General features: G+C 69.8%; 13 protein-coding genes. 6 read left to right on the forward strand and 7 right to left on the reverse strand.

From position 1 onward, the window contains the following. Positions 1-66 precede the first annotated feature (66 nt). Together Adu01nite_RS35025 and Adu01nite_RS35030 are read right to left on the reverse strand one after the other, a co-directional pair. A complete protein-coding gene (locus Adu01nite_RS35025) occupies positions 67-747 on the reverse strand; it encodes a response regulator (protein WP_203733575.1) in 681 nt (226 codons plus the stop codon). Then, positions 744-1,931 carry a sensor histidine kinase gene (locus tag Adu01nite_RS35030; protein ID WP_203733576.1) on the reverse strand — a complete coding sequence of 396 codons (1,188 nt, stop codon included), beginning with the start codon at positions 1,929-1,931 and terminating at the stop codon, positions 744-746. The genes Adu01nite_RS35025 and Adu01nite_RS35030 overlap by 4 nt, the downstream gene beginning before the upstream one ends. A gap of 232 nt (positions 1,932-2,163) precedes the next feature. On the opposite strand from Adu01nite_RS35030, the gene Adu01nite_RS35035 reads away from it, so the two are divergent. Further along, positions 2,164-3,786: a methyl-accepting chemotaxis protein gene (locus Adu01nite_RS35035; protein WP_203733577.1), complete on the forward strand. Its 1,623-nt coding sequence runs from the start codon at positions 2,164-2,166 to the stop codon at positions 3,784-3,786. Between the two features lie 123 nt (positions 3,787-3,909). Here the strand turns inward: Adu01nite_RS35035 and Adu01nite_RS35040 are convergent, their stop codons facing one another. The 4 genes from Adu01nite_RS35040 to Adu01nite_RS35055 are packed head-to-tail and all read right to left on the reverse strand — an operon-like array spanning position 3,910 to position 10,361. Further along, a complete protein-coding gene (locus Adu01nite_RS35040) occupies positions 3,910-5,307 on the reverse strand; it encodes a non-reducing end alpha-L-arabinofuranosidase family hydrolase (RefSeq protein ID WP_203733578.1) in 1,398 nt (465 codons plus the stop codon). Between the two features lie 21 nt (positions 5,308-5,328). Continuing rightward, the gene (locus tag Adu01nite_RS35045; protein WP_203733579.1) at positions 5,329-7,011 is read right to left on the reverse strand and encodes a cellulose binding domain-containing protein; all 1,683 of its coding nucleotides are present in this window, start codon (positions 7,009-7,011) and stop codon (positions 5,329-5,331) included. Beyond that, positions 7,008-8,963, reverse strand: a complete 1,956-nt coding sequence (locus Adu01nite_RS35050) for a family 43 glycosylhydrolase (protein ID WP_203733580.1) — start codon at positions 8,961-8,963, stop codon at positions 7,008-7,010. Before Adu01nite_RS35050 ends, Adu01nite_RS35045 begins: the two co-directional genes overlap by 4 nt. A gap of 24 nt (positions 8,964-8,987) precedes the next feature. After that, positions 8,988-10,361 (reverse strand): endo-1,4-beta-xylanase, encoded by a 1,374-nt coding sequence (locus tag Adu01nite_RS35055; protein ID WP_203733581.1) that lies wholly within the window; start codon positions 10,359-10,361, stop codon positions 8,988-8,990. A 327-nt stretch (positions 10,362-10,688) separates the two neighbouring features. Between Adu01nite_RS35055 and Adu01nite_RS35060 the strand changes: the two genes are divergently transcribed. From Adu01nite_RS35060 to Adu01nite_RS35070, 3 genes are all read left to right on the forward strand, one after another. Continuing rightward, the gene (locus tag Adu01nite_RS35060; protein WP_203733582.1) at positions 10,689-12,275 is read left to right on the forward strand and encodes a peptide chain release factor 3; all 1,587 of its coding nucleotides are present in this window, start codon (positions 10,689-10,691) and stop codon (positions 12,273-12,275) included. 74 nt (positions 12,276-12,349) lie between these two features. Beyond that, positions 12,350-12,988, forward strand: a complete 639-nt coding sequence (locus Adu01nite_RS35065) for a phosphate signaling complex PhoU family protein (protein ID WP_203733583.1) — start codon at positions 12,350-12,352, stop codon at positions 12,986-12,988. Positions 12,989-13,323: 335 nt separating this feature from the next. Continuing rightward, on the forward strand, positions 13,324-15,234 hold the full coding sequence (locus tag Adu01nite_RS35070) for a DUF4153 domain-containing protein (protein WP_239132926.1): 1,911 nt from the start codon (positions 13,324-13,326) through the stop codon (positions 15,232-15,234). Positions 15,235-15,268: 34 nt separating this feature from the next. Here the strand turns inward: Adu01nite_RS35070 and Adu01nite_RS35075 are convergent, their stop codons facing one another. Then, positions 15,269-15,832 (reverse strand): TetR/AcrR family transcriptional regulator, encoded by a 564-nt coding sequence (locus tag Adu01nite_RS35075; protein WP_203733584.1) that lies wholly within the window; start codon positions 15,830-15,832, stop codon positions 15,269-15,271. An 86-nt stretch (positions 15,833-15,918) separates the two neighbouring features. On the opposite strand from Adu01nite_RS35075, the gene Adu01nite_RS35080 reads away from it, so the two are divergent. Beyond that, entirely contained in the window at positions 15,919-16,824 is a 906-nt protein-coding gene (locus tag Adu01nite_RS35080; protein ID WP_203733585.1) for an NADP-dependent oxidoreductase, read from the forward strand. Between the two features lie 105 nt (positions 16,825-16,929). Then, complete coding sequence (locus tag Adu01nite_RS35085) at positions 16,930-17,601, forward strand: YceI family protein (protein WP_203733586.1); 672 nt, start codon at positions 16,930-16,932, stop codon at positions 17,599-17,601. Positions 17,602-17,634: the final 33 nt, after the last annotated feature.

Raw genomic sequence — 17,634 nt, forward strand, 5'->3', positions numbered from 1 at the left:
AGGGCCGAACGGCCCATCGTAGGCGTATGGTCCCGGCCGATCGACGCGAATCGGCGGAGGTGGTGGTCATTCCTGTTCGCCGGGGCGGACCAGCCCGCTCTGATACCCGATGACGACCAGCTGCGCCCGGTCCCGGACGCCGAGCTTGGTCATCGCCCGGTGCACGTGGGTCTTGGCGGTCAGCGGCGACAGCACCAGCCGCTCGGCGATCTCCTCGTTCGACCGGCCGAGCGCGACCAGCCGCAGCACCTCGCGCTCACGGTCGGTGAGGCCGGCGAGCGCGGGCGGCACCACCGGCGGCGCCGACGGGCCGGACGACGTGCCGAGGAACCGGTCGATCAGCCCGCGGGTGGCCCGCGGCGTCAGCAGGGCCTCGCCGGCGGCGACCACCCGGATCGCCCGCAGCAACTCCTCGGGCTCGACGTCCTTGCTGAGGAAGCCGCTCGCCCCGGCCCGCAGCGCGGCCAGCACGTTCTCGTCGGCGTCGAAGGTGGTCAGCACCACCACCCGCACCCCGTCGAGCTCCCGGTCGGCGGTGATCCGGCGGGTCGCCTCGACGCCGTCCACCCCCGGCATCCGGATGTCCATGAGCACGACGTCGGCGCGCGCACTGCGGGCCAGCTCGACCGCCTCGGCACCGTCGGACGCCTCGCCGACCACCTCCATGCCGTCGGACAGGTCGATGATCAGCCGGAACCCGGCCCGGATCAGCTTCTGGTCGTCGGCGAGCAGCACCCGGACGGTCACGACAGTTGCTCCTGCAGACGAGGCGCCGGCAGCTCCACCCGTACCGCAAAAAGATCGGTGGCCATGAGCCGCGCCTCGACCCGGCCGCCCGCCGAGGCCGCGCGTTCCCGCATGCCGATCAGCCCATACCCCGCTTCGGTGCCGGAGGCGCCGCCCGGAACCACCCCGTTGGTGATCTCGATGGCGAGGTGCTCGCGGCCGTAGCGGAACGATACCCGGACCGGCCCGCCGTCGCCGTGCTTGCGCGCGTTGGTCAGCGCCTCCTGGGTGATCCGGTAGGCGGCGAGATTGCCGGACGCGGGCAGCGGCCGCGGCTCGCCCTCCGGCACGTACTCGACCCGCACGCCGGCCGCGGCGAACGCCTCGAACAGCCGCGGCAGCTGCTCGATCCCCGGCGCGGGCTCCCGATCCTGCTCGCCGTCGTCGCGCAGCAGCCCGACGATCGAGGCAAGCTCCTGCACGACGATGCCGGCGGCCTGCCGGATGTGCGCGAGCGGCGGCCCGGCCGCCTCCGGTTGCCGGGGAAGCGCATACGCCGCCGCGCCGGCCTGCACGTTGATCACCGCGATGTGGTGGGCGACGACGTCGTGCAGCTCCCGCGCGATGCGCAGGCGTTCCTCCCCGACCCGCCGATGCACCTCGTCCTCACGGTTCTGCTCGGCCCGGCGGGCACGTTCCTCCACCTCGGTGACGTACGCCCGCCGGTTGCGCACCGCGTCGCCACCGGCCGCCGCCATCCCGGTCCAGGCGAAGAGCCCGAGGCTGAGCGGATTCCACCAACCGGTGTGCGACCCGGCGCCGGAGGCGATCCAGCAGAGCGCCCCGCACAGCACGGCCGTCGACCAGGTCAGCCGCCGGGGCGCCCGCACCGCGAGGTGATAGAGCGCGACCACCATCGCGAACATCGGCGCCGGCGACCCCCACCCACGAACCAGGCAGAAGATCTCGGCCAGGGTGGAGAGGACGAGCACGGGAAGCGGAAACGTCCCACTGAGCCCGATCGCCACGGCCGCCCCGGCCGCCGCACCGAGGTCGGCGGCGAGCGGCATGCCGGGCCGGGGCCCGAGCCCGTTGCCGTCCTCCCGGTGCACCACCATCAGCGCACCGACCGCGGACAGCGCCCCGATCCCCAGCCCCGCAAGCCAGTTACGCAGCACCTGACCGGGCGGCGACCGCAAGAACATTTACCCACCGTACGGTCGTCGCGGCGCCGCCACGTCTGACACCAGTGGTATCCCCACCTACCACCGCAGCAGTAGTTTCCGGTGGTGGCACGGACCGCGTAGCCGGCGATCGCCGAGCAAAGCGCACGTTTGGGAGTCCAAACCCCGTCGCTTCTCCCATAGTGAAGGAGGTGGGATCGGCTGTGACGCGTCGGGAAGGAAGTGCCGGGTGGCGGATTCATGGTCAGCCGCGTTGCCCCCGTTGGTGGTCGAGAAGACGGCGAAGGCCGGCTGGTTCGGTAACCTGCGCGTAGGGGTCAAGATCACTACGGCGGTGGCGGTGGCGGTGTTCGCCGGGATCGTGGTCGCCGTCCTGGGACTGACCGGGATGAGCGTCGCCAACGGCAACGCCGTGGCCATCTACCAGGAAAACCTGCAACCGTCTGCGGCGTTGGCCAATGCGCAGGGTTCGTTCGACGACGAGATCTTCGGGCTGAGCATGATGAGCATCGCCACCTCCACAGCCGGCACCGAGCAGGCCCGCAAGGAGTCCCTCGCGGCCGCCGACATGGTCGCGACCGGAGTGCAGGGCTACGCGGATCTGGGCCTGGATCAGGCGCAGGAAGCCCCGATCGCCGCGCTGACCGCCGGACTGACCGCGTTCAACAAGGTTCGCGACGAGCTGCTGATCCCGGCGGCGGCCAAGAGTGACAACGCCACGTTCGCCAAGGCCTACGCCACCAGCGCTGCCCCGCTGGTCGAACAGGTCAACAACGCGTTCGACGCGCTGGCCGCGTTCGAACAGTCCAGCGCCGCCCAGGCCGCCGACGACACCACCAGCTCGTACCACACCAGCCGCCTCTTGATGCTGGTGAGCCTGATGGTGGGGGTGCTGGCCTCCGCCCTGCTCGGCGCGATCACCGTCCGGCGGATCACCCGCCCCCTCGGCGAGGTCAACGCAACGCTCGCGCGCGTCGCCGACGGCGACCTCACCGGGACGGTCATGGTGCGGTCCCGCGACGAGGTCGGCAACATGGCCGGATCGCTGAACCGCGCCACCAGCGGGATGCGCGGCACCGTCCAGGCGCTCGGCACAGCCTCGCAATCCCTGGCCGCGGCCGCGGAGGAGCTCTCGACCTCCAGTTCCCAGATCGCCGGGAACGCCGAAGAGGCCAGCGCCCAGGCGGCCACCGTGGCCGGCGCGGCCGAGGAGATCCGCCGCAACATCGACACCGTGTCGGCCGGCTCCGAGCAGATGGGCGCCTCGATCCGGGAGATCGCCCAGAACGCCAACCAGGCCGCCGAGGTGGCTGGGCAGGCCGTGACCATGGCCGAGACGACCAACCAGACCGTCTCCAAGCTCGGCGAGTCGTCTTCGGAGATCGGCAATGTCATCAAACTGATCACCGCGATCGCCGAGCAGACCAACCTGCTCGCGCTGAACGCGACCATCGAGGCGGCCCGGGCCGGCGAGCTGGGCAAGGGCTTCGCCGTGGTCGCCTCCGAGGTCAAGGACCTCGCCCAGGAGACGGCCCGGGCCACCGAGGACATCAGTACCCGGGTGTCGGCGATCCAGGCCGACACCGGCACGGCGATCACCGCGATCGGTGAGATCAGCGAGGTGATCGCCAAGATCAGCGACTATCAGACCACGATCGCGGCCGCCGTCGAGGAGCAGACCGCCACGACCGGCGAGATGAACCGCGGGGTGGCCGAGGCTGCGTCCGGGGTCAGTGAGGTCGCCACCGGCGTCGATGCGCTGGCGACCACCACCCGGTTGACGACCGAGAGTGTGGGCGAAACTCAGCGCGCTGCCGAGGAACTCGCCCGGATGTCCGGCGAGCTGCAAGCCATGGTCGGCCGATTCCGGGTCTGAGCCACGGCACCCGACCCGGCACGCCGGCTGAGCCGGATCGATCGGTCATGGCGCTCCGCCGCCGAGCGCGCCCCGAACGGGTCGCCTCGGCGGCGGAGCGCCGGCTACCACCTCAGCACGGGGTCAGCGCTGCAGGGTGAGCAGAGCCGGGCGCCACGGCAGGCTGTTGTAGTCGCCGCCGGCGCTGGGGTCCTTGCCCTGGTAGAGCAGCTGCAGGTTGCACGGGTCGACGGTCTTGGTCTGGTCCGGGTTGGTGCGGACCAGGTCGCCGTGGCTGATGTCGTTGGTCCAGGTGGCGCCGCTGTTGGCCTTGCCCGCGAACGGGTTGCTCTCGGTGGCCGCCTGCGGGGTCCACGTGCCGTCCAGGCTGGTGGCCGTGAACGAGCGGAAGTAGCGGCCGTTCGCGCCGATCGCCTCGACGATCATCAGGTACTGACTCTGGCCCTGGATCTTGTAGACCTCGACCGCTTCGAACAGGTTGTTCGTCGAGTCGCTCATGATCGTCGTGTACGACGAGCCGAAGCTGCCCGGGAAGTTGCCGATCGGCATGCTCGCCCGGTAGATCTTGCCGTTGTCGCCGGCGAAGAACAGGTACATGTTGGTGCCGTCGCCGATCAGGGTCTGGTCGATCACGCCGGTGCTGGAGCCGGTGATGCTGCCGGTGAACAGGGTCTGCACCGCCGACCAGCCGTTGGCGTTGGTGGGATCGCTGGACGTCTTGTAGCTGAATGCGGTCGGCCCCCACTGGTAGGCGAGCACCCAGATGTTCTTCGGGGCGAAGTAGAACAGTGTGGGCGCCACGGTGCCCGACGACATGCCGTTCTGGGCGGCCGACGCCATGTCGGACCAGTTGGTGAACAGGCCGAAGTTCATCGAGCCGTACGAGCCGCCGGCGACGGTCGACCCGTACACCAGGTGTTTGCCGTTGTAGACGACGTTGGTGAAGTCCTTGAGGGCGACCCATCCGTTCTTCGGCGTGGCCAGCGCCCCCGTCGACGACCAGCGGTAGGTCGACGGAAGGGTGCAGGTCGAAGGCGGCGAGGTGGTCGGCGCGGTCGTCGGTGTGGTGGTCGGCGCAGTGGTCGGTGTTGTCGTCGGCGCGGTGCTGCCGGTGCAGGTCACGCCGTTCACCGCGAAGCTCGTCGGCACCGGGTTGCTGCCCGTCCACGACCCGTTGAAGCCGAACGACACCGAGCCACCGGTCGCGACCGCACCGTTGTAGCTGACGTTCTTCGCGGTCACCGCCGACCCGCTCTGGGTGAGAGTCGTGTTCCAGGCCTGGGTCACCGTCTGCCCGGCACCGAACGACCAGGTCAGCGTCCAGCTGGTCAGCGGATCACCCAGGTTCGTGATCGACACGGCCGCGCCGAAGCCGCCCTGCCACTGCGACGACACCGCGTAGTTCACCGAACAGCCCGCGGCTGCGGCGTCGGCCGGCAACGCCACGGCGACCGCCGCCGACGCCAGCAATGCGGCACCGGCCGACACCGCGCCGATCTTGCGTGCTCTGGATCTGGTCATGAGATTTCTCCTGGGGGACGGTTACGGGGTGAGGATGACCGTGGAGATGCTGCGGGCGGGGATGCTGACGGTGACCTGTCCGCCGTTGACGGTGGTGGCCTGACCGGCCGCGCTGGCGGTGCGCGAGGTGAGGTAGTCCTCGGCCGTGGTGACGTTCTGCGGGGCCTGGATCACGGCGTTGTCGACCGCACTGTTCGACCGGTTGAGGATGACGATTTTGATCTTGCCGCCGCCCTGATAGGCGGTCACCTCGAGCGGCGACGCCTTCGAGCTCTTGGTCAGCGCGATCCGCTGGTCGCCGGGGCGCACGTATTTGGCGTACTGACCAAAGGCATAACCACGCTTGAGCACGGCGCCGGTGGTAGTACCGGCGCTGCCGTCACCGATGAAGGAGTAGAAACGCTTGCCGTACCACCAGATGTAGGCGCTCCAGCCGGCTTCCATCGACCGGTTCACCGTGCGCATGACGGTGTCGAGGGTCTCGTCCCAGACGGCCAGGTTCCCGGCATCGCCCCAGGCGGTGGAGGTGTCACCGGCGGCCTCGTGGAAGTTCCACTCCGTCATCCACACCGGCTTCTTGTTCTGGTCGGCCAGGGGGTACGCCTTGAGCCGGCCGGCGTCCTCGGTTCCGTAGAGGTGCCCGCCGATGTAGCCGATGTTGTTGCGCGCGGTGGTGTCGTTCAGTGTCGGGTCGGTGTAGCCGTAGTTCAGGTTCACCGCCTCGGCGACCATCAGCTTGGTGTTCTGGATCTTCGCGCCCTGGTCACGGACGAAGTTGCGGAGTTCGTCGCCGCTCCAGTCCATCGAGTCGTAGGCGGGATGCCAGTCCGGCTCGTTCTGGATCGAGACGACGTCGATGGTCACGCCCTGGTTCTTCATGTAGGTGACGTAGCTGTTGAGGTGGTCGGCGTAGTCGTCGTAGTAATCGGTCTTGAGCTTGCCGCCGTTGATCCGGCTGTTGTTGGTCTTCCACGCGGCCGGCGCCGTCCACGGCGAGGCGAGGATCTTCACGTTCGACCCCGACGCCTTGGCCGTCTTGAGTGCGCTGACCTGGGTTGCCCATTCGCTGGAGACCGGTGAGATGCCGGTCCGCACGATCGACAGCCCGAGCTGGCCGGTCCCCGAGCCGACGAGGGTCTGCGTTTCGGCGGTCGACCAGGCGCTGCCCCAGATGGAGACGGCCGAGCCGAACCCGTCGATCGTCTGGTATCTGGTAGCGGTGTCGACCGTGATGTCCGGTGTGGCCGGACCAGTGGTCGGACCAGTGGTCGGGGCGGTAGTCGGCGCGGTGCTACCGGTACAGGCCACACCATTGACGGCGAAACTCGTCGGCACCGGGTTGCTGCCCGTCCACGACCCGTTGAAGCCGAACGACACCGAACCGCCGGTCGCGACCGCACCGTTGTAGCTGACGTTCTTCGCGGTCACCGCCGACCCGCTCTGGGTCAGCGTCGTATTCCAGGCCTGGGTCACCGTCTGCCCCGCGCCGAACGACCACGTCAATGTCCAGCTGGACAGCGGATCACCGAGGTTGGTGATGGCGACGTCGGCACCGAAGCCACCCTGCCACTGCGACGACACGGCGTAGGCCACCGAGCAGCCCGCGGCCGCGGCGCCGGCCGGCAGTGCCGCCGCGACCCCGGCCGCGGTCAGCAGCACACCGGCCGAGACGGCGGCGGCGGCGTTTCTAGCGGAAATGGTCATGGCGAGGTCACTCCGAACTGGTTGACGGTCACCGCGCCGCCGAGGGCCGCGGTGGCGTAGTTGAAGATGCCGAAGCGGTAACCCATGAAGAACCGCCAGTCGCTGTTCAGGGGGAAGGCCGGTCCGAGCGTCGTATAGGTCGTGCCGTCGATGCTGTAGGAGAAGGTGGCCGTACGGCCGGAACCGGGTTGGATGTTCGCCGTGGCCCGAAGCCAGATCTTTCCGCCGGAGACGGTGGCCCCGGCGGCCTCGGCGCCGGTGCCGGTGGTGGTCCAACCACTGGTCGACATGGTCAGACCACTGGTCATCGAGACCCGGGTGGCGCCGTTGTCCTTGCGGATCCCGATCCACGCCGACGAATCCCGCAGCATCGCCAGCCCGGCCCGGTCACCATTGGTCATACCGGAGTAGTCGAGCTGCACGGTCGCGGTCGACGACGGCCCCTGGATGCGCCGGGTCAGGGTGTTGCGGGCGTTGTACAGGTCGCCGGTGACGGTCGCGGTGGCCAGCCGCAGCCCGTTGCCGACACTGAATTTGCTGGTGTCCGGGTTGTGGTTCCACTCGTACTGCGGGCCCAGGGTGCCGCCGGTGAAGGTGTCGGTGCCGGTCATCGCGGCGACCGGGTGCCAGGGCAGGTTGGGCCGGGGATAGCTGCTCCCCCATCGGCCGTTGACGGTCTGCAGGACCGGCCAGCCGTCGCCGCTCCAGGTGATCGGGGCCAGGGTCGGCATCCGGCCGCCGGGGAAGGCGTCGGTGAAGGCCATGTACCACCAATCGCCGTTCTGTGTCTGCACCAGGCCGCCCTGGTGCGGCACGCCACCCCCGGAGATCGGGCCGGGCAGGTCGAGCAGCACCTGGCGTTGCTCGTACGGACCCCACGGGCTGGTCGACCGCAGCACGTACTGACCGTTGGCCGGCCGGGTGAGCCAGATGTAGTAGTAGCCGCCGCGCTTGTACATGCGGGAGCCTTCGAGCGTCCCGATCGACGACGGCGTCGTGTACACGGCCTGCGCCCGCACCTGCGCGGTCAGGTCGGCGGACAGCTGCGCGACGCTGATCGTGCCGTTGCCGTAGGCGACGTACGGCACGTCGTTGTCGAAGAGCAGCCCCGCGTCGTAATAGCAGGTGTTGAGCTTGGCCTTCTTGGCCCAGCCACTGCCGATCGAGGCCGACGTATACACATAGGTGCGGTTGAATTCAGTGCAGCCGAGCCAGTAATAGGTGCCGTTGCTCGGCCGATAATTGAAGGCGGAAGCCCAAATTCCTTTGACGTACGCCCGGGAACCGCTCAGATCATAGGCGGACGAGTCGAAGTCCAGCCGCGGCACCGAGTGCCCGGCGTACTCCCAGTTGATCAGGTCGTAGGAGCGCAGGATCGGCGCGCCGGGCGAGTAGTGCATGGTCGACGCCGAGTAGTAGTAGACGTCCCCGACCCGGATGATGTCACCGTCGGCGAAGTCCTGCCAGACGACCGGATTGGTGAAGGTGCTCGGTCCGTCAGCGGTCGGAGTCGGGGCCGTGGTCGGGGCCGTGGTCGGGGCCGTCGCACCGGTGCAGGCGACACCGTTGAGCGCGAAGCTCGCCGGCGCCGGGTTGGCCGACGTCCAGGCACCGTTGAAGCCGAAGCCGGCGCTGCCGCCGGTGGCCAGGTTGCCGTTGAACGACGCGCTGGTCACCGAGACCTGCGCGCCGGTCTGCCGGACCGACCCGTTCCACCACTGGGTGACGGTCTGCCCCGCGGCGAACGACCAGGTCAGCGTCCATCCGTTGATCGGGTCACCGAGGTTGGTGACGGTCACGTCGGCGCCGAAGCCGCCCTGCCACTGCGACGACACGGCATAGGTCACCGAGCATCCGGCGGCCGCCGCCTGAGCGGGCAGCGCCACCGCCACGACGGCCGCCGTGAGCACGACTCCCGCCGCGAGCAGCGCGGCATCCGGTCTTGTTTTCATCAGAGATCCTCCGGGTCATGCTGGTCAGCCGGCCGCGCAGGTGGGTGTGGCGGTGGGGCCGGTGCCGGTGCCCTGGAAGCCGAACTCGGTGTAGCCGCCGGCCGCGATCGAGCCGTTGTACGAGACGTTGCGGAAGCTGACCGTGCCGGTGGTGCCGCTGTTGGTGGCGCTCCACGCGCTGGTCACCGCGCTGCCGGTGGGCAGGGCCAGGGACACCGTCCAGCCGTTGACCGCGGTTGCGCCGGCCGCGACCCGGACGGTGGCGACGAACCCGCCGTTCCAGGAGTTCAGCGACGTGCTCGCGGTGCAACCCCCGCCGGTCGACGGCGACGTCGGGCCGGACGTCGGGCCGGACGTCGGGCCGGACGTCGGGCCGGACGTCGGGCTCGACGTCGGATTCGTCGGGCCGCCGGCGTTGAGGGCGTTCAGCACCGACGTGTACGCGGCCTTCTTGTTGCCGGCGGAGTCGAACAGCAGCGGGTTCTCGCCGGTCCGCCAGGAGTCGCTGTCCCGGATCCCCCACACCGTGATGCCGGTGCAGCGCGACACGGCCAGGCACGCCTTGGTGACGGTGGCGTAGATGTTGGCCTGGTTGCCGCCCTGCGCGACGTCGAGCTCGGTGATCTGCACGTCGACGCCGGCGTCCGCGAACCGCTGCAGGTTGGCCTGGTAGTCGCCGGGAACCGTGGTGCCCAGGTGCGACTGGAAGCCGACGCAGTCGATCGGCACGCCGCGCGCCTTGAAGTCCTTGACCATGGTGAGCACACCGGTCGACTTCGCGTTGACGCCGTCGGTGTTGTAGTCGTTGTAACAGAGCTTCGCGTTCGGGTCGGCCGCGCGGGCGGCCCGGAAGGCGGCCTCGATCCAGTCGTTGCCGGTGCGCTGCAGGTTGGAGTCGCGGCGCCCGCCGCCGCTGCCATCGGCGAACGCCTCGTTCACCACGTCCCAGGCGTAGATCTTGCCCTGGTAGTGGGTGGCGACCTGGGTGACGTGGTTGATCGCGGCGCTGCGCAGCGTGCTGCCGGACAGTGACTGCGCCCACGAGGGCTGCTGGGCGTGCCAGAGCAGCGCGTGCCCGCGCACCTTGGCGCCCATCGACACGCCCTGGTTGAGGATGCGGTCGCCGTTGGTGTAATTGAACGAGCCCCGGGACGGCTCGGTGGCGTCCCACTTCATCTCGTTCTCCGGGGTGACCGAGTTGAATTCGCGGTTCAGGATGCCGGTGTAGGCGCCGTCGCCGAGTTTGCCGGCGGCGATCGCCGCGCCGAAGTAGCGGCCGGTCTGGGCGGCCGACGCGCCCAGCGTGGTGGCCGCGTCGGCGGTGGCGGAGAAGAGCACGCCGGTGGCGAGGACGGCGCCGGCCGCGGCGAGGACACCGATGACGGAACTGCGTCTCATGATGTCGGGGGACCTTTCTGGGGATGACCGGCCGATCGGGGACATCAGCCAATAGCATTCAAGAACGTCATTGCCACAGCCATTTATGGCCGTGCCGGCGATGTTACGGGAGCGCTCCCAAACCATCAACCAAAGATTTCCGGTACGCCGTCCATCAGCTCATAACAGTTTTTCAGTGACAATTTCTAAAAGCTCGCCGATAACAATTGTTCAGCGACAGATGTCCATAGCCGTGACCGGCCGGCGCGCCCCCGCCCCGGGTCCTGACCTGAGCTCGCCCGGCAGCGGCTAACGTTCTGCAGGTCATCCATGGGTAAGGAGCGGATCGTGAGTCAGAACGTGCTGGCGTCGCCGGCGGGGGTTGCCGGTCAAGCGAGCCGACGGCGTACGTTCGCGGTGATCTCGCACCCGGACGCCGGCAAGTCGACGATCACCGAGGCGCTGGCGTTGCACGCCCGGGTGATCGGACAGGCCGGCGCGGTGCACGGCAAGGGTGACCGCCGTGGCGTGGTGTCCGACTGGATGGCGATGGAGCAGCAGCGCGGCATCTCGATCACCTCGGCGGCGCTGCAGTTCGCCTACCGCGACACCGTGATCAACCTGCTCGACACGCCCGGGCACGCGGACTTCTCCGAGGACACCTACCGGGTGCTGACCGCGGTCGACTGCGCGGTCATGCTGCTGGACGCGGCCAAGGGCCTGGAACCGCAGACCATGAAGCTGTTCGAGGTGTGCCGGCAGCGCAGCATCCCGGTGCTCACGTTCATCAACAAGTGGGACCGGCCCGGCCAGGACGCCCTCGCCCTGATGGACGAGATCGAACAGCGGATCGGGCTCCGGCCGACCCCGCTGACCTGGCCGGTGGGGATCGCCGGGAACTTCCACGGCGTGATCGACCGCCGCACCGGCGTGTTCACCCGGATGCAGCGCTCCCCCGGCGGCGCCGGCCTGGCCATCGAGGAGGAGATGGGTACGGCCGAGGCGGCCGAACGCTTCGGCGCGGAGTGGGACACCGCCGCCGAGGAGCTGGAACTGCTCGCGATGACCGAGGCCGACCACGATCAGGCCGCCTTCCTGGCGGCGACCAGCACCCCGGTGCTCTTCGGCGCGGCGGTCGCCAACCTCGGCGTACGCCAGCTGTTGAATATCTTGGTGGAGCTGGCGCCGCCGCCGTCCGCCCGGCCCACCGCCGCCGGCCCGGACCAGCCGATCGACGCCCCGTTCTCCGGCTTCGTCTTCAAGATCCAGGCGAACATGAACAAGGCGCACCGCGACCAGGTGGCGTTCATGCGGATCTGTTCCGGCCGTTTCGACCGCGGCATGGTGGTCACCCACGCCGGCACCGGCCGGCCGTTCACCACCAAGTACGCCCAGCAGATCTTCGGGCAGGGCCGCGACACGATCGACCAGGCCTACCCCGGCGACGTGGTGGGTCTGGTGAACGCGACCGCGCTCGGCATCGGCGACACCCTGTACACCGGGACCCCGGTGGAGTACCCGCCGCTGCCGTCCTTCCCGCCGGAGCACTTTGCCGTCGTACGCACCTCCGACACCGGCGCCTTCAAGCGTTTCCGCCGCGGCATCGACCAGCTGGACGCCGAGGGCGTGGTCCAGGTCCTGCGCTCCGAGCAGCGCGGCGACCAGTCACCGGTGCTGGCCGCGGTCGGCCCGATGCAGTTCGAGGTCGCCACCTACCGGCTGGAGGCCGAGTTCGGCGTGATCGTGCAACTCGACCACCTGCCGTACGAGATCGCGGCCCGCACCGACGCGGCCGGCCAGGAGATTCTGCGCACCGAGTCGAACGTCGAGGTGATGACCCGGGTACGCGACGACGCCCTGCTCGCGCTGTTCCCGCACCGCTGGCGGATGCGCTCGGTGGCCGGCCGGCACCCCGATCTACGGCTCGACGTGTGAAAGCTGTTAAGCGGGCCGTCACGATCCGCACGTAGCATCGGGCGTTCGGTGTTCGGTGAGGGCGGGAGCGGGCTGTGCGGGAGAAGTTCCACGATGAGCTCACCCCGATCACCAGCTGCCTGATCACCATGGCCAAGGCGGTGCGCGAAGCGATGCGGCAGGCCAGCGCCGCTCTGCTCACCGCCGACTACACCCTGGCCCAGCAGGTCGCGGTCAGCGACGCCGAGGTCGACGTGCTCGGTCGCGTCGTCGGCGACCGGGTCTTCCACCTGATCGGGCGGCATCCCGGCGGCGACGACCTGCGGTCGGCCCTGACCGCGCTGCAGGCGGCCGCCGACCTCGAGCGGATGGGCGACCTGGCCGTGCTCGTCGCCCGGGCCGTGCTGCGCCGGTACCCGTCCACCGCGGTCGGACCGGAACTGACCGAGCTGTTCCGCGCGATGAGCGCCGCGGCCGACCGGGTGGCCGGGAAGATCGTCCTCGCGCTGTCCGACCGGGACGAGGTCCTGGCCGGTCAGCTCGACGGCGACGACGACGCGATGGATCTGCTGCACCGTCAGCTGTTCGAGGTGATGCTCAGCTCGGAGTGGCCGCTGGGCGTCGAGGCCGCCGTCGACGGCGCGCTGCTGGGCCGCTACTACGAGCGGTACGCCGATCACGCCGTCAACGTCGGCCGGCACGTCCTGCTCCTGGTCCCGGCAAAGACCGACTGAGCACCGACAACGACGGCCCGTACGGGCGTCCTACCCGGATACGGCGACCAGGGACCACCGCTGTTCCGGCAGGTCCTGGTCGGACCACTGGATGACCTGGGCGCCGTCGGTGCCGACCCGCCGGTGACGGTCAGCAGCTTGCCGTTGTGTCCACCTCCCGCATCCGTGCCAAACCGATGTGGCGTCGCGGCGATACGGACCCGTTCTGGCGTAGAAATTACCGTGCGTACGGCTTACGGTGTGCGCACCGACCAATCGAGGAGGGTGTCGTGGCGGACCTGCCACCAGAGCAGCCTGATCCCGCGGACGCGGACAAAGTCGTCCCCGTCGCCCCTGTGCCGGCACCCCAGCTGCTGGTCATGCCGCCCACCGACGCGATCCCGTCGATGGTCTGGCCGGGGACCGAGGGTGAGACAGCATGGGCGATCCCGGTCCAGATCCCATCCGGTACGCGGGGGTACGCCCTGTTCGTGCCGATGGTCCCGGCGGAGGCGCTCGTCCCGGCCGTCGCCAAGCCCGCCGCTCCAGCCGAGCAGCCCCCAACCAAGCCGGCCGAAGTCAAGCCGGCTGAAGCCAAGCCGGTCGAGGTCAAGCCGGCCCCGGTCGCTCCGCCGCCGGCCCCGGTCGCCGTTCCGGCGCTGGCCTCGCCCGGGCCGGGGCATCAGCGTCGTCCACAACCGCAGATGCCTCCGTCGCCTCCGTACCCGGCGCGCCCGTTCGGCACCTACGAGCGGACGCCGGGCCCGTGGCAGACGTTCCGTCAGAAGCACTGGCCCGGGCCGAAGGATGCGCAGGGCTGGGCAGTCCCGGCCGGCGTACTCGCCGGAGCCCTCGGTTTCTTGATCTTCCTGCCGCTGGACCGGGTGGGGATCGGCTGGTTCCTCGGCTGGCTGGCGCTGACCCTGGGGGTGGCGTTCGCCGTCCGCGGGTCGGCCGATCTGCCGCGCCGGGAGCGACTGGTCCGGTCCGGCTGGGCGGCGGCCGCGCTCGCCCTGATGCTCGTCCCGGCGTTCCGCAACGCGTGGTGGCTGGTCACGTTCAGCGTGCTGGGCGCGATCGGCTGCACCGCGCTGGCGATCGTCGGCGGCCGGCAGGTCCGGTCGATCCTGTTCAGCCTGTTCGCGGCGCCCTGGGCGGCCTTCGCCGGCATTCCGTGGGTCCGCCGGCACTTGAAGGGGAGCCGCAACCCGGGCATCGCCGGGCGGGTCTTCTTCTCGGTCGCGCTCACCGTCGTGGTGCTGCTGGTCTTCGGCGCTCTGCTGTCCTCCGCCGACGTCGCGTTCTCCAAGCTCCTGGACGATGTCATCCCCGACTTCGCGGTCGGTTCGGTCTTCAAGTGGATCTTCCTGGCGGTGTGCGGCGCGCTGCTCGCCGTCTCCGGGATCTACACGCTGACCGCGCCGCCGGCGACGTCCAGCATGGACACCGAGGGCCGGGGCCGGTTCGGCCTGGTCGAGTGGGCACCGGCCGGTGCCGCCCTGGTGCTGCTCTTCGGCGGTTTCGTGGCGGTGCAGTTCACCGTCCTGTTCGGCGGGAGCCGGCACGTGCTGAAGACGGCCGGGCTCAGCTACTCGCAGTACGCCCGGAGCGGCTTCTGGCAGCTGGTGGCGGTCACGCTGCTGTCGCTGGCGCTGATCGCGGCGCTGGCCCGCTGGGCGAAGCGGGATCAGCCGAAGGAGCGGGTGCTGCTCCGCGTACTCCTCGGTCTGCTCTGTGCCTTGAGCGTGGTGATCGTGGCGTCCGCGCTGTCCCGGATGTGGGAGTACCAGCGGGTTTACAGCTTCACCGGGGAGCGCATCTTCGTGATGGCGTCCGAGATGCTGCTCGGCGTGATCTTCGTGCTGATCGCGGTGGCCGGCATCAAGTGGCAGGGCCGGTGGATCCCGGCGACCACCGTCGGCCTGGCCGTGCTGATGCTGCTCGGCCTCGCCGCCCTCGACCCCGAGGGCTACGTGGCCAGCCGGAACGCGGCACGCTACCAGGGCTCCGGCAAGATCGACGCATGGTATCTGCGGGCCCTCTCCGCCGACGCGACTCCCGCTCTGACGAAGTTGCCTGATCCGGTACGCCGTTGCACGCTCAGCTGGATCGCGGAAGACCTCAAGAAACCCGACCCCTGGTACGCGTGGAACCTCGGCCGGCAACAGGCGCGCGAGGCCCTGAAGAAGTTGGGCCCGGCCGCGATCGGCAACCAGAAGGACTGCAAGTCCGCCGACCAGTTCGACCTGCCCAAGACCCGCCGATGAGTGACGGTGCTCCGGTCCTGGACCGGAGCACCGGTCATCCGGCCGCCGGCCCGGCCACGTCCACCAGGTCCTGCCGGGCCGCGGCGAGCAGGTCGGCGAAGTCGGCGTCGTCGCCCAGCGCCCAGCGGTGGACGGCCAGCCGGAGGATGGTCGAGCCCAGGGCGGCGGCCAGGTAGGCCGTCTGATCGTCGTAGCCGCGGCGGACCAGGGCGGCGACGAGCTTCTGGGAGAGGGTCACCATCTTGATGAGCTCGCGCTCCTGCAACGGCGGGCTGGCCGCGATCGCCGCGGCGCGCTCGATCACGAACTCGCGCGGGCGCAGCACCTCCGGGGTGGTGGCGAACGCGGCCAGCAGCGTCGGCAGCGCGCCCAGCCCGGCCGGCGCGGCCTCGATCACCGCCAGGTAGCGGGCCTCCAACTCGTCGTCGGCGAAGAGGACCTCGCGCTTGTCGGTGAACCAGCGGTAGAAGGATCGCTCGGTCAGATTTGCCCGCCGGGCGATCTGCGCGACCGTGGTGCCGTCGTAACCCTGTTCCCGGAAGAGGTCCAGGGCCGCTCGCTCCAGCCGCCCGCGCGCGTTGCCCTCCCACCGTGCCATGTCCCGATCCTAGGTGACGACAGATCCTGTCGTCACGGGGTAGCGTGAGTGACGACAGGATCTGTCGTCACTCGAAGGGGACAACCATGCGCGCACTTCGCTTCCACTCGTACGGTGACCCGGCCGACGTCCTGCGGCTGGACGAGACAGCGCCGCCGGAGCCCGGCACCGGCCAGATCCGGATCGCCGTCGAGGCCTGCGGGCTCACCCCGGCCGACTGGGCCATCTGCGGCGGGCTGCACACCGGCGCTCTCCCCCGCGGCATCGGGCTGGAGGTGGCCGGCACCGTCGACGCACTCGGCTCCGGCGTGACCGGCGTCGAGATCGGCGACCCCGTCTTCGGACCGGCCGTCTACCGGGGGACGTCGGCGGGCGCGGCCGACCAGGCCGTCCTCAATCTGTGGTTTCCCCGTCCCGCCGGGCTCGGCCCGGTCGAGGCGGCGGCCCTGCCGATGGCGGTCGAGACCGCCTACCGGGGGCTCGCCGCCCTCGGCGCCGTGTCCGGCAAGACGGTGCTGGTCAGCGGGGCCGGCACCACGATCGGCTTCGCGGCGGCCCAGATCGCCGTCCGGCTCGGTGCCCGGGTGATCACCAGCGCCGGCAAGACGTACGCCGACCGGTTGCGCGAAGCGGGGGCCGAGGTCGTCGCGTACGGCGAAGGCCTCGGTGAGCGGGTGACAACGCTGGCCGGCGGCCCGGTCGACCTGGTCTTCGACAGCGCACCGCCCGGAGTCATGCCGGAGCTGCTGACCACCGTCACCGACCCCGTCCACGTCGTCACCGTGACCGACTTCGCCGCGCTGACGAACCTGGGCGTACGCAGCACCGACATGACCATGCGCTACGACGTCCTCGGCGAGTACGCCGAACTGGCGGCGCAGGGCAGCTTCACCATCCCGATCGCCGCGACCTACCCCCTGGAGAACTGGCGTGAGCCGCTGGCCGTGAGCCGTTCGGGGCAGGCTCGCGGCAAGCATCTGCTGATCCCCTAGCAAAGGGAGTTTGTGAGCACCGCCACTGACCAGTGCAAATGTGCCAGACCCGCCTAAGATAGTTCAGATTCGTAAGAATCTTGGGCGCAGGGGTGAGGCAAAACTATGGTCGACCGGCCGATCCGCGAGTGGAACGGACTCACCATTCCGGACCCGGGGATCTACCTCCTCGATCAGGCTCACAAACGCATCGGGTTCCACGCCCAGCACATGATGGTCAGCCCGGTTCGCGGCGAGTTCGCCGAGGGCAGCGCGACCATCGCGATCGCCGAGGACCCGCTCCGCTCGGTGGTGACCGCCACCATCTCGGCGGCCAGCCTCACCACCCACAACCCGGAGCGGGACACCCATCTGTCCAGTCCCGACTTCCTGGACGTGGCGAGGTATCCGACGCTCGAGTTCCGCAGCACCGGGGTGCGGTGGCAGGAGAACAACGAGGCCTTCGTCCTCCTGGCGCGACTGCGCAGCAACCCGCTCTCCCGGCGCGGCCGGCCCGAGATCGCGCTGCCCCCGGCGGCCCGGCCCAGCGGCAAGTTCATCGTGTACGGCAATTTGACCATCCGGAACGTCACCCGGCCGATCGAACTGCAGGTCGAGTTCGGCGGAGCGCGGCGCGACCCGTACGGGCGGGACATCTTCGGGTTCAGCGCTTCCGCCGAGTTCGATCGGGAGGCGTACGGACTGGTCTGGAACGTGCTGCTGGAAAGCGGCGGCTTCCTGGTCGGCAAGACCGTGCGCCTGGAGATCGCCGGCGAGGCGATCCACCAGGCCGCCTGAGAAACGATGGCCGGACGGTCGGTCTGTCTAGAC

Source organism: Paractinoplanes durhamensis (assembly GCF_016862175.1).
Classification (GTDB): Bacteria; Actinomycetota; Actinomycetes; order Mycobacteriales; family Micromonosporaceae; genus Actinoplanes; species Actinoplanes durhamensis.